The following is an 11,864-nucleotide window of genomic DNA, read 5'->3' as shown; positions in this document are numbered from 1 at the left end:
GGATCGTGAGCAGGACGGCGGTCGTGTGCGCCCAGCGTAGGTCCACGGGCCGGTGTCGTTCGGTGCGGGAACTGCCCTGGCCTGCCGGACGACCACCCGGACCGACCGACCATCGACGCGGCGACCCGCCGCCCCACGGGAGCTACCCCATGCGTGTCACCACCCGCCGCCGTGCCACCACCTCGGTGCTGCTCGGCTCGGCCCTGACTCTCCTGCTCGCCGGACCTGCCGCGGCCCACGTGACGGCCAACCCGTCGTCGACGGCCGCTGGCAGCTACGCCGTGATCGACATGCGCGTCCCGCACGGCTGCGAGGGTGCAGCGACCAACGTCCTCGAGGTCCAGATCCCCGACGGCGTCATCAGCGTGAAGCCCGAGCACGTCCCAGGGTGGACCGCGACGACCGAGATCGGGCCCTACGACGAGCCGGTCGAGCTGCATGGCTCACCCGTCACCGAGGGTGTGAAGGTCGTGACCTGGACCGCGGACGAGGGCCAGGAGCTCGCCGACGACCAGTACCGCGAGTTCGGCCTGTCGGTGCGCCTGCCCGACGCGGCGGGCGAGACGCTGACCATCCCCGCGGTGCAGACCTGCGTCGACGGCGCCGAGGAGGCGTGGATCGAGACCTCCGACGACCCGGACGCCGACCTCGCCTACCCGGCCCCGCAGATCACCCTGACCGCCGGCGGTGGCGGCCACGGCGGCGGCGCCGACGAGGCCGACGAGCGTGAGGAGGGCGACGACAGCGACGAGGAGCACGCTGCGGGCGACGGCACCGAGGTGACGGCCACCCCCGCCGGGAGCGAGCAGGACGGCGGGACCGACGCGCTCGTCTACGTCGCCCTGGCCATCGGCCTGCTCGGGCTCGTGGTCGGCGGTGCTGGCCTCCGGACCGCACGCGCCTCACGCTGAGCTGCTCGCGACGCCCCACCCGTCCCGCGCGCGGACCGCGCGCGGGACGCGGTGGGTGGGGAACCGGTGGCGAACCCCGCGCGACCACCTGTGACGAACCGCCGCACCGGCCCACCACCGACGAGGTCCCACCGTGGCCGACCCCACGCCTGCCTGCGCCCCCGTGCGTGAGGCCGTCTCCGCCGCCCTCGACAGCGAGGACACTCTGCTGCCCGCGGCCGAGGTGCAGCGTCACCTCGACGGGTGTGCGGCCTGCCGGCGGTTCGCTGCGGCCGTCCCGCAGGTCAACCGCGAGGTGCGCGTCGGTGGCGCCGCGCAGGTGCCCGATCTGACCGCGCCGATCCTCGTCGCCCTCGCCGAGGACCGTGCGGCCACCGTCGATGTCCGGACCTCCCAGCTGCGCGTCCTCGTCGCCCTCGCCGGTGTCGTCCAGCTGACGCTGGCGGTCCCGGTCCTGCTCGGGCTGACCGGTCCAGCCCTGCACGTGGGGCGCGACCTCGGTGCCTTCGAGTTCGCGCTCGGGGCGGGGCTGCTGTTCGCCGCGTGGCAGCCGGCGCGCGCGGCGGGGGTCCTGCCGATCGCCGTGATCGTCGCCGTGACGACCACGCTCGCGGGGATCGTCGATCTGGTGGCAGGACGTGCGACCATCCTCTCCGAACTGAACCACCTGACCGAACTGATCGGCGTGGCGGCCCTGTGGGCGTTGACGCGGCGGCTGCCCGGGACCACGGTGCGCCCGCCGGCGATCGCCGGTCTCGGCGGACCGGTCCGGAGAGCCTGACGTGACCACCACCACACCGACCGCGTCCCGCGCGGCCGGGCGACGACGGACGCCCCCGCAGCTGGCAGCCGCGGTGGTGTTGGCCGTCCTCGCGGTGGTGCTGGTCGCGTCGGCGACCCCCGCGTCGGCCCATGCGGTCCTGACCGGCTCCACCCCCTCCGACGGCGAAGCGCTCGACACCCCACCGGGCGAGGTGCTCCTGTCGTTCAACGAGCCGGTCGCCACCAACGAAGGTGCGCTGCGCGTGTTCGACGCGGACGGCACCCGCATCGATGACGGTCCCCTCGAGTACGACCACCCCACGAAGGTGGCAGTCGCGCTGCCCGACCTCGACGACGGGGCGTACGTGGCCGCCTACCGCGTGGTCTCGGCCGACTCGCACCCGATCAGCGGGACGATCACCTTCACGGTGGGCGACGCCCAGGCGCTCGACGCCGAGGCGGTCGCGGCCATCGCCGGTCCCGGCGCCGGGCTGCTCGGGACCGTCGGCTCGATCCTGCGCGGCCTCGGGTACGTGGGGACGCTGCTGGCCGCCGGGGCGGTGGTCTTCGCCGCCGTCGTCGCACGCGGGCCGGCGGACCGCCGCCGGGCCGAGCGCGTCGGTCGTCCCGCCGCCGTGCTCGGGGCCGCTGCCGTCGCCGTGCACCTGCCGGTGCAGGCCGCCGCGGTGTCCGGTTTCGGGCTGTTCACGGCGGTGACCGACCTCGGGGTGCTTGGCGACACCCTCACCAGCGGTTTCGGTCAGTCGTGGCTGGCACGCCTCGTCGCGCTGCTCGCGCTCGCCGTCCCGTGGTTCGTGGCACGACCGACGCCCGCTGACCGGCCGTCGCCGACGGTCGACACCGAGCAGACCTCCGATCCGAAGGGCACCCGCTACCCCCTCGTGTGGCTCGGCGCGGCGGCCGCGCTCGCGCTCGGCTCCTACCTGCTCGACGGTCACCAGAACACCGTCGAGCCGACCTGGCTGCTGGTCGGCGGGGATGCCGTCCACCTCGCTGGCGCCGCCGCGTGGTTCGGCGGCCTGGTGCTGCTGTGGGTCACGTTGCGCGCGACGCGGCTCGAGGACGACCCGGTCGGGGCGGCGACGGTGATCGCCCGGTTCAGCCGGTTGGCCCTGTGGTCGGTCGTCGCCCTCGCGCTGGCCGGGACCGCGATGTCGTTCCCGCTGGTGCGCAGCATCGACGCGCTGACGTCCACCTCCTACGGGTGGATGCTGCTGGCCAAGGTGGGCCTGGTCGTCGTCGTCGTGGCCATCGCGGCCTACAACCGCCAACGTCTCGTACCTGCCATCACCGCACGGGTCGTGCCCGCTGGCGGCAGCGTCGACGCCACCTCCGCCGAGGACGACAGCGCCGCCACCGCTGTCCCCGACGCGTGGGGCAGCCTCACCCGCACGGTTCGCGCCGAGGCGCTCCTGGTGGTCCTGGTGCTCGTCCTGACCGGCTTCCTCGCCACCACCCAACCAGCCGCCGAGGAGGCGGGCCTGACGGGGCCGACGATGGTGAACGTGCCCTTCGGTGACGACCTCACGCTCGAACTGGTCATCACGCCCTCGGCGGCGGGCCTCAACGCCATCCACGTCTACACGCTCGGACCGGGCGGTCAGCCGACCGGTGACGTCGAGGAGGTGCGCCTCGAGTTCACCTACATCGACGAGGACATCGGCCCGTTCATCGTCGAGCCGTTCGGTGCCGGCCCCGGCCACTGGACCGCCACCATCATGGACCTGCGCTTCTCCGGCGACTGGGAGGTCCGCGTCGTCGGTTCCCTCGGTCGCTTCGACGAGGCCGAGGTGACGCTGCCGTTCGTGGTCCGCTAGGAAGTCCCACCCTGTGCGCTGCGCCACCGACGCAGCCCGAACCCGAACCCGCCCCCGACGTGAGGCCTTCACCGATGCGGTTCCGCCGTCCCGTGACCGTCGCCTTCGCGACCGCCGCCCTCGTGGTCGCCGGCGTGCTGCCGGCCAGCGCGCACCCGTTCTTCACCGACGGGGCCACCGCACCTGCGGGGTCGCTCACGACGCTGACCCTCGCGATGGCACACGGGTGCGGGACCGAGGCCGACGCCGGCGGCGCCCCGACCCTGGAGGTGTCGATCGAGGTCCCGGGCGCCTTCAGCTACATCGCGGGGGCGGAGGTCGACGGCTACGAGGTCAGCACGGAGGGCGACGGTCCCGTCCCGGACGTGGTGACCTGGACCGCGACCGACGGCGGCATCCCCGCCCCCGAGCTCGAGTTGGACGTCGTGGTGGAGGGGGATCCGGGCGACGAGGTGTACGTCCCGGTGTTCCAGGGGTGCGAGGACTTCTCCTACCGGTGGATCGGGACCCCCGACGAGCCTGCCGACGACCCGGCGGTCCGCCTGACCCTGGGCGAGCCCGACCCGGACGCACCGGACCCGCCGGCACCCGTCGAGGAGCCGGACGCGACCACCGAGGACCCGGACGAGGGCGACGACGCGGGCACGGACGAGGACGTGGCCGGGGGTGACGACGAGGCTGCACCCGACGACGACGACACGACCGTCGAGGACCTGCCGACCGAACCGCCCGAGGACGAAGCCGGTGGTGGCTTCGGGTGGTTGCCGATCGTGATCGGCGCGATCGTGCTGGCGGCCATCGGGGGTCTGCTCGGAGCTCGACGGCGGCCCGTCGAGGACCCGGCGGCCGGCGACGGCACGGGTATGGCGCCGCCATCCGACGAGCTGTGAGGGCCCCGGCACGGGTCAGCGTGACCGCGGTCCTGGTCGGAGCGCTGTCGACCCTGGCCCCGACGATGGCGGCGGCCGACCCCGCGGGGCCAACCAACTACGAGTCGCGGGTCTCGAGCATCGAGCCTGCCGTCGACGGCCTCGAGGTCGAGGTGCTCGGTGGTGACGCTTACGTCCAAGTGAGCGTCCCGCCGGGGTCGACGGCGACCGTCGCCGGGTACGACCCGAGCGGGACCGAGCTGTACCTGCGGTTCCTGCCGGAGGGGACCGTCGAACGCAACGAGGCGTCCCCCACCCGGTGGCTCAACGACGAGCGCTATGGCGCCGAGGTGCCGCCGGAGGCCTCCGCCGAGGCACCGCCCCGGTGGGAGGTCGTTGCGACAGGCGGCACCTACGCCTGGCACGACCACCGGGTGCACTGGATGTCGCCCGAGCCGCCCGGGCAGCTCGACACCGGCGCCGACGAACCGCAGCTGGTCCAGACCTGGACGCTGCAGCTGACGGTCGACGACCAGCCGGTCGAGGTCGCCGGCGAGCTCCACTACCTGCCCTCCCCCTCGCCCGTCCCGCCCGTCGCGGTGCTGGTGCTCGTCCTCGGCGCCGGCGTGGCGCTCGCGCTGCGCCGGCCCACCGCCGTCCCGCTCCTCGCGCTGGCGGGCGCCGTGGCTGCGGCCGTCGTCGGGGCGGCGTCGGTGACCGGCCTGCCGCCGGGCGCCGACAGCGAGCCGGCGCTGTTGATCCTGCCCGGCGTGGCGCTGGTGCTGCTGCTGGTCGCCGTGGCGATCCGGGGCCGGCCGGGCATCGGTCCCCGGCTGATCGGTGCGCTCGCGGGTCTGCCCCTCGTGGTCTGGGGCGTGCTGCTGATCCGCTCGCTGGTGGTGCCGATCGTGCCGACCGCGCTGCCGAACGGGGTCGCACGCGTGCTGGTGGCGGTGGTGCTCGGCACTGGGCTGGCGTCGCTGGTCGCCGCAGCACGCCTGCTGACCGCCCCGCCCCCGCCTCGGGCCTGACCGCAGGAGGGACGGGTCGGGCGACGGCGGGTTCAACCGCCGGGCAGCAGCCCGTCGTCGTCCTCGCCGTCGTCGTCATCGTCGTCGGGCGGGTCGGGCGTCGGGTCGGGCGTCGGATCCGGCGTGGGCTCCGGTTCGGGCTCCGGTTCGGGCTCGGCACCGCGGCTGACCACGATGCGTACCGTCGTCCCGGGGCTGACCTGCTGCCCGGCGCCGGGGTCCTGACGGATCACGAAACCCTCGCCGACGCTGTCGTTGAACTCGCGGTCGACCTGGACCACCAGGCCCTGGCCCTCGAGGGCGCTGATGGCGTCGCTCTCGCTGCGGTTGACCACGGGTCGGACCGTGACGAGTTCCTCGCCCTGGGAGACCACGTACGACACGCGACTGCCGGTCGGGACCTCCTCACCTGCCCCGGGGCTCTGGCGGATGATCTCACCGACGTCGAACTCGGAGGAGAACTCGCGGGTTCGCTCACCTGCGACCAGCCCAGCGGCCCGCAGGTCCGCGAGCGCGTTCTCCTCGGACCTGCCCACAAGGTTCGGGATCGTCACGAGCTCGGTGCCCGTGGACACCACGATGTCGACCGCGCTGCCCTCGTCGACCTGGTCGTTCGGGTCGGGGTTCTGGCGGATGATGGTCCCGGGTTCGGCGTCGTCGCTCGGCGCCTCGTCGACCCTGCCGAGCTCGAGCCCGGCGGCATCCAGCCGATCGACGGCCAGCTCCTCGGTCAGACCGATCAGCTCGGGGACGGTGACCTGCGCGACCTCCTCGCCGGTGAGCAGGTTGGCGAGCAGCCACACGAGCCCGACGATGGCGAGGATGGCGAGGACGGCCAGGATCGCGTAGGTCGCGCCGCGCCGCCGCTTCTGTTCCTCCTGGCCGCGGATCACCGACGTGGCGGCCGCGGGGGCGAGCAGCGCGGTCTCGTCGCGCATCATCACCGGTGGAGCGGCGACCGGACCGCCGGCGTGGGCGTGGAGGAGGTCGTCGCGCATCTCGAAGGCGTCGCGGTACCGGTTGGCCGGGTTCTTGGCCAGGGCACGCATCGTGATCGCCTCGGCGGCGGGCGAGATCGACGGGTCGAGCTCACGCGGGGGGCGTGGTGGCTCCTGCACGTGCTGGTAGGCGACCGTGACGGCCGAGTCACCGCGGAACGGCTGCTGGCCGGTCAGCGACTCGTAGAGCACGACGCCGAGGGAGTACAGGTCGCTGCGGGCGTCGACGTCGAGGCCCTGCGCCTGCTCGGGCGACAGGTACGCCGCGGTGCCGAGCACGGCGGCGGTGCGCGTGACGGTCTCGTTGTCGACGGCCCGCGCGATGCCGAAGTCGGTGACCTTCACGGTCCCGTCGTCGGCGAGGAGGATGTTGCCGGGCTTGATGTCGCGGTGGACCAGGTTGCGCTCGTGGGCGTAGCCGAGCGCCGAGCAGACGTCCGCGACGACCTCGAGGGCGCGGTCCTCGGTCAGGCCCCCCGCGTCGATGGCCTGCTGCATCGAGCGCCCCTGGACCAGCTCCATCACGATGTAGGGCTGGCCGCGGTCCTGTCCGGTGTCGTACACGGCGACGAGGTTGGGGTGGTTCAGGCGGGCGACGTGACGGGCTTCGTCCTGGAAGCGCCGGGTGAAGCTCTCGTCCTCGCGGAACCGGTCGAGGAGCAGCTTGATGGCCACCTCACGCCCGAGGGTGCGGTCGTGGGCGGCGAACACCTCCGCCATGCCACCGCGCCCGAGCAGGCGCGACAGCTCGTAGCGTCCGGCGAGGACGCGGCCTTCACTCACCGTGGCTCCGTGGCTCGGGGGGTGCGTCGGGACACCGCACACGGCGGCTGAGGTTAGCGGTCACGGTCATCACCCCTGGTGGTCCGGGTCGCTGCCGCGGCCTCACCGGTCGAGCGCCGCCTGCATGACCGAGCGTGCGATCGGTGCCGCCAGCGCGCCGCCCGTGGCGTCCTCGCTGCTGCTCGGCAACACCACCGCGACCGCGACGTCGTCACCGGCGAACCCGACGAACCACACCGTCGGATCGCCACCGGTCTGCGCCGTTCCCGTCTTGCCGCCGACCTCGACGCCATCGATGGCCGCCCGGGTCCCGGTGCCGTTCTCGACCACGTCGACCATCATCCGGCGCAGCTGCTCGGCCGTCCGTGGGGACACCGGCGTGTCGCCCGAGCCGCGGATCTCCCAGGCCGCGCCGGCCGGTCCACGCAGCTGCCGCCCGGCGGGATCCCGCACCGAGGCCACCAGGTGAGGCCGAACGAGCTGACCGCCGTTGGCGATCGACGCCGTCAGCAGCGCCATCTGCATCGGGGTGGCCCGGACGTCGCGCTGGCCGATGCCGGACTGCGCGACCGAAGGCAGATCCTGCTCGCGAGGGATGGCGGAGGTCGCCACCGGGAGCTCGAAGGGGACCTGGTTGTTGAAGCCGAAGCGCTCGGCCTGGTCCGCCAGACCCTCGGCGCCGAGCTGCAGGGCGAGCTCGGCGAACGTGGTGTTGCACGACACCCGGATGGCGTGCGCCAGGGTCAGAGGCTGACCGTCGTTGCAGCGCCCGCCGCCGAAGTTGCGGATGTCCGCCGTGGTCTGGGGCACGTCGAACGCAGCCGGGTCCTCGAAGCGGTCGTCGGGCTGCACGCCGGCCTCGAGCGCGGCCGCGGCGGTGATCAGCTTGAACGTCGACCCGGGCGGGAAGGTCTCGCGGAGGGCCCGGTCGACCAGCGGTCGGGACTCGTCGGCGTTGAGCTCCTCCCAGGTCTGGCGGATCTCGGCCGCGTCGTGCGACGAGAGCGGGTTCGGGTCGTAGGTCGGGTTGGCGTAGCTGGCCAGGACCGCACCGGATGACGGGTCGAGCGCGACGACGGCCCCCGTCACACCACCCAGCGCGTCGGCCGCCGCCTGCTGGACCGCCGGGTCGATGGTCAGCACGACGGCGTTGCCGGCACGGTCGCTGGCGCCGAGCAGCTCGCCGAGGTTCTGGGCGACCTCCTCGGTCGAGCGGCCGGTCAGATCCTCGTTGAGGCTGGACTCCAGACCGGAGCGTTGCAGCAGGAAGGAGTAGTAGCCCGTGATGTGGGCGTACAGCGGCCCGTCCGCGTAGGTCCGCAGGTAGCGCAGGTCGCCGGTCTCGGTCGCCACGCTGCGTGCGATGGCTTCCTCGCCGACGACGATCGGGCCGCGTTCGATGGCGTACTCGCGGATGATCAGGCGCCGGTTGGCCGGGTGGGTGGCGAGGTCGTCGGCCTGCAGCAGCGTGATCACGTTGAGGTTGACGAACAAGGCGCCGAACAGCACCAGGACGACGGCAGCGACGCGACCGATCGAGCGGTTCACCGGGCACCCGCCGGTCGGGAGGCAGGGCGACGCTCGCGCCCGATGGCCTGAGCGCGGGACTCGTCGCTGGTGCGGATCAGCAGCCCGATGAGCAGGTAGTTGGCCAGCAGTGACGAGCCGCCGTAGGAGATGAACGGCAGCGTGATCCCCGTCAGTGGCACGAGGCGTGTCAAACCGCCGACGATCACGAACGCCTGGAAGGCGAGGGTGACCGTCAGACCGAGCGCGAGGAGGGTGGAGAACTCGTCCTTGGCGGTCAGCGCCACCTTGAAGCCGCGGACGGCCAGCAGGAGGAAGGCCAGGAGCACCGCGGTCGCGCCGAGGAGCCCGAGTTCCTCACCGATGACCGAGAAGATCGCGTCGGTGGCGCTGAACGGGATGTCCTGTGGTCGACCGAACCCGGGCCCCGTGCCCGTCAGGCCGCCGGTCCCGAGCGCGAACAGCGACTGGGCGATCTGGTAGCCGGCGTCCTGGACCTGGCTCCACGGGTCGAGCCAGATGGAGACGCGGACCCGGACGTGCCCGAAGAGGTTGTAGGCGAGCCACGACCCGAGCCCGAAGGCGACGCCTCCGACGATCGGGTAGGCGATGCGACCGGTGGCGACGTAGAGCACCGCCATGAACGCGCCGAAGAACAGCAGTGCCGAGCCGAGGTCGCGCAGCCCCGCCATGACCACCAGCGCGACCCCGGCGGCGGCGAGGACGGGTGCGAGGTAGCGGGGCGCCGGCAGCAGGAGCGGTCCGAGGCGGTGGGTGGCCACCGACAGGAGGGCCCGGTTGCGTTCGAGATAGCCGGCCAGGAAGACGATCATCGTCAGCTTGGCGATCTCGCCGGGCTGGATGGTCATGCCCGCGATGCGGACCCACAGCTGGGCACCGTTGATGGTGCCGGCCGTGATGCCGGGGACCAGCGGGAGCAGCAGCAGGACGATGGTCAGCAGGCCGAACGTGTACTGGTAGCGCCCGAGCTGGCGCAGCTCGCGGACCGCCAGCAGCAGCGCGCACATGGCGCCGATCGACACGATCGACCAGACCGTCTGCGGGGCCGCCAGCGACCCGTCGGTGGCCAGGTCGACACGGCGCACGAACACGATGCCGATCCCATTGAGCAGGATCGTGAGGGGCAGGAGGGTCGGGTCGGCGTGGGGGGCGAGGGCTCGGACGGCGACGTGCGCGACCCCGCCGGCGGCGGCGACCGCGAGCACCGGGGTGAGGGCGGTCAGCGGGACGTCGGGGGTCTGCGACAGCTGGAGCAGCGCCGCCGCGCCGCAGGCGACGAGGGTGGCGCCGATCAGCAGCGACAGCTCGCGCCGCCGGAGCTGAGCGCCGCCGGCTGTCGACGCAGCACTCACGACTCGGGGTCCGCGTCCGTGTCCGTGCCCCCGTTGGGCTCGTCACGTCGAGGGGCGTTCTCGACGATGCGTCGCGCGTCCACGAGGTCGGCCGCCGTGACTCCGTCCTCGAGGGCTTCGGCGTACCAGGTCGGGACCTCGTCGACGGTGAGCTCGGTGCGCTCGAAGACGCGGCCGAGCTCGAGCGGACCGAGCGTCAGGTCGACCCCGCGGTAGATGACGACCTGGTCCCCGTCGAGGCCGACGTAGTACGAGCGGTCGATCAGGAAGCGACCACCGAGGAGCGCCAGCCCGCCGAGGATGGCGACCCCGAGCAGCACCACCAGGAGCCGGCCGAGGGTGCGTCCGACGGTGCGCTCCCCACGGGTGTCGTCGCCCCCCGTCGTGGCACCCGGTCCGCCCGGGGTCAGCGCGCCGTAGTTGCCCAGCCGCCGGGCCCAGTCGCCGTCCTCGGTGTCCGTGCGGGTGCCGATGACGACCGGTGCGGCGCGGCCGCCTCCGCCCGCAGCCGGATCGGGACCGCCGATCGGGCCGGTCGCGTCCTGGTCCGGCGCGGCCCCGCCGGCCACCGTCGGCGCCTCGCCGTACCGCAGCAGCACCGCGGTGACGTTGTCGGGACCGCCCCCGGCGTTGGCCGCGTCGATGAGCCGCTTGAGGGTCTCGTCCGGGTCGTCACGTGCCGCGAGCATGCGGGCGATCGCGTCGTCCTCGACCACACCCGTGAGCCCGTCGGAGCACAGCAGCAGCTGGTCGCCGGGATCGAGCTCGAGCGACAGCGCGTCGACGTCCACCTCCGGGGAGACCCCGATCGCGCGGGTGATGATCGACCGCTGGGGGTGGGTGGCGGCCTCCTCACGGGTGATCTGACCCTCGTCGACCAGGTGCTGGACCAGCGTGTGGTCGTCGGTGAGCTGCGAGAAGCGGTCGCCGCGCAGCAGGTAGGCCCGCGAATCGCCGACGTGGGCGAGGTGGAGACGGCGGCCCTCGAGCAGCGCTGCCGTCAGCGTGGTTCCCATGCCGCGGTAGGTCGGTTCCTCCTCGGCCATGCGCGAGACGGTGGCGTTGGCCTCGATGACCGCGTCGCGGAGGGCGTTGATCGCGGCGGGGCCGTCCTCGAACGCGCGACCGTCGAGCGCCTTGACCGGCTCCAGCGCCGTCGCCGAGGCCACCTCGCCGGCGAGGTGGCCGCCCATGCCGTCGGCCACCGCGACGATCGACTCGCCGACCAGGAAGGCGTCCTCGTTGGCCTCACGCACGCGGCCGACGTCGGTCATCCCGGAGGCGACGGGGGTGGACTTGGTCATCGGCGCACCTCGACACGGGTCTTGCCGAGGCGGAGCTGGTCGCCAGCGGCCAAGGGCGTCGGGCGCGTCAGCTTGGCGCCGTTGAGGAAGGTGCCGTTGGTCGATCCGAGGTCGCGGACGCTCCAGCCGCCGTCCCCGTCCGGCACGAGCTGCGCGTGCTCGTCGGAGGCGTAGACGTCGTCGACGACGACGTCGGCGCTCTGCGCCCGTCCGAGGGTGATCGCCGACCTGCCGAGCGGACGCACCGCCGGCGTCCCCGTCGGCGCGTGCACGACGATCTCACGGGGGACCTTGCGCGCCTTGCGTGGGGGTTCGGCCGGCGCGGCCACCGCCGGGCGTGGCGGGGCGGTGCGTCGGCGCGGCCCGTAGAGGTCGACGGCGACGGCACGGATCGCCCGGGCGAGGAAGATGTACAGGGCGAGCAGCAGCGCGAACTTGAGCAGCGTCAGCAGGGCCCCGGGGAGCACG

The 11,864-nt window shown here is 73.4% G+C and carries 10 protein-coding genes; 5 read left to right on the top strand and 5 right to left on the bottom strand.

Annotation, left to right across the window (positions count from 1 at the left end; genetic code table 11):
• Nucleotides 1-149: 149 nt before the first annotated feature.
• The 5 genes from NITAL_RS04225 to NITAL_RS04205 all read left to right on the top strand — a co-directional run bounded on the left by NITAL_RS04225 (nucleotide 150) and on the right by NITAL_RS04205 (nucleotide 5,411).
• The gene (locus tag NITAL_RS04225; RefSeq protein ID WP_052664920.1) at nucleotides 150-911 is read left to right on the top strand and encodes a YcnI family protein; all 762 of its coding nucleotides are present in this window, start codon (nucleotides 150-152) and stop codon (nucleotides 909-911) included.
• A 133-nt stretch (nucleotides 912-1,044) separates the two neighbouring features.
• Nucleotides 1,045-1,692 carry a zf-HC2 domain-containing protein gene (locus NITAL_RS04220; protein WP_052664919.1) on the top strand — a complete coding sequence of 216 codons (648 nt, stop codon included), beginning with the start codon at nucleotides 1,045-1,047 and terminating at the stop codon, nucleotides 1,690-1,692.
• Between the two features lies 1 nt (nucleotide 1,693).
• Nucleotides 1,694-3,511 carry a copper resistance CopC/CopD family protein gene (locus tag NITAL_RS04215; RefSeq protein WP_052664918.1) on the top strand — a complete coding sequence of 606 codons (1,818 nt, stop codon included), beginning with the start codon at nucleotides 1,694-1,696 and terminating at the stop codon, nucleotides 3,509-3,511.
• 92 nt (nucleotides 3,512-3,603) lie between these two features.
• Complete coding sequence (locus NITAL_RS04210; protein ID WP_169786716.1) at nucleotides 3,604-4,401, top strand: DUF1775 domain-containing protein; 798 nt, start codon at nucleotides 3,604-3,606, stop codon at nucleotides 4,399-4,401.
• Between the two features lie 20 nt (nucleotides 4,402-4,421).
• The gene (locus NITAL_RS04205) at nucleotides 4,422-5,411 is read left to right on the top strand and encodes a hypothetical protein (protein ID WP_052664916.1); all 990 of its coding nucleotides are present in this window, start codon (nucleotides 4,422-4,424) and stop codon (nucleotides 5,409-5,411) included.
• A gap of 32 nt (nucleotides 5,412-5,443) precedes the next feature.
• On the opposite strand, the gene pknB is transcribed toward NITAL_RS04205, so the two are convergent.
• The 5 genes from pknB to NITAL_RS04180 form a co-directional block, all read right to left on the bottom strand.
• Complete coding sequence (pknB, locus tag NITAL_RS04200; RefSeq protein WP_052664915.1) at nucleotides 5,444-7,192, bottom strand: Stk1 family PASTA domain-containing Ser/Thr kinase; 1,749 nt, start codon at nucleotides 7,190-7,192, stop codon at nucleotides 5,444-5,446.
• A 102-nt stretch (nucleotides 7,193-7,294) separates the two neighbouring features.
• Nucleotides 7,295-8,740, bottom strand: coding sequence for a peptidoglycan D,D-transpeptidase FtsI family protein (locus NITAL_RS04195; protein WP_052664914.1), 1,446 nt, complete (start codon nucleotides 8,738-8,740; stop codon nucleotides 7,295-7,297).
• A complete protein-coding gene (locus tag NITAL_RS04190) occupies nucleotides 8,737-10,092 on the bottom strand; it encodes an FtsW/RodA/SpoVE family cell cycle protein (RefSeq protein ID WP_052664913.1) in 1,356 nt (451 codons plus the stop codon). Before NITAL_RS04190 ends, NITAL_RS04195 begins: the two co-directional genes overlap by 4 nt.
• Nucleotides 10,089-11,396, bottom strand: coding sequence for a Stp1/IreP family PP2C-type Ser/Thr phosphatase (locus tag NITAL_RS04185; protein WP_052664912.1), 1,308 nt, complete (start codon nucleotides 11,394-11,396; stop codon nucleotides 10,089-10,091). Before NITAL_RS04185 ends, NITAL_RS04190 begins: the two co-directional genes overlap by 4 nt.
• Nucleotides 11,393-11,863 carry an FHA domain-containing protein gene (locus NITAL_RS04180; protein WP_052664911.1) on the bottom strand — a complete coding sequence of 157 codons (471 nt, stop codon included), beginning with the start codon at nucleotides 11,861-11,863 and terminating at the stop codon, nucleotides 11,393-11,395. Before NITAL_RS04180 ends, NITAL_RS04185 begins: the two co-directional genes overlap by 4 nt.
• Between the last annotated feature and the right edge of the window lies 1 nt (nucleotide 11,864).

The sequence above is a fragment of the Nitriliruptor alkaliphilus DSM 45188 genome, assembly GCF_000969705.1.
In the GTDB taxonomy this organism is placed as follows: Bacteria; Actinomycetota; Nitriliruptoria; order Nitriliruptorales; family Nitriliruptoraceae; genus Nitriliruptor; species Nitriliruptor alkaliphilus.
The sequence above is the reverse complement of the archived record's forward strand: the minus strand, read 5'-3'. Positions and strand labels throughout refer to the sequence as shown.

Excerpts from the sequence above, each read along its gene's own strand:
- NITAL_RS04185 (WP_052664912.1), bottom strand. The coding sequence starts at position 11,396 with ATGACCAAGTCCACCCCCGTCGCCTCCGGGATGACCGACGTCGGCCGC.
- NITAL_RS04225 (WP_052664920.1), top strand. The coding sequence starts at position 150 with ATGCGTGTCACCACCCGCCGCCGTGCCACCACCTCGGTGCTGCTCGGC.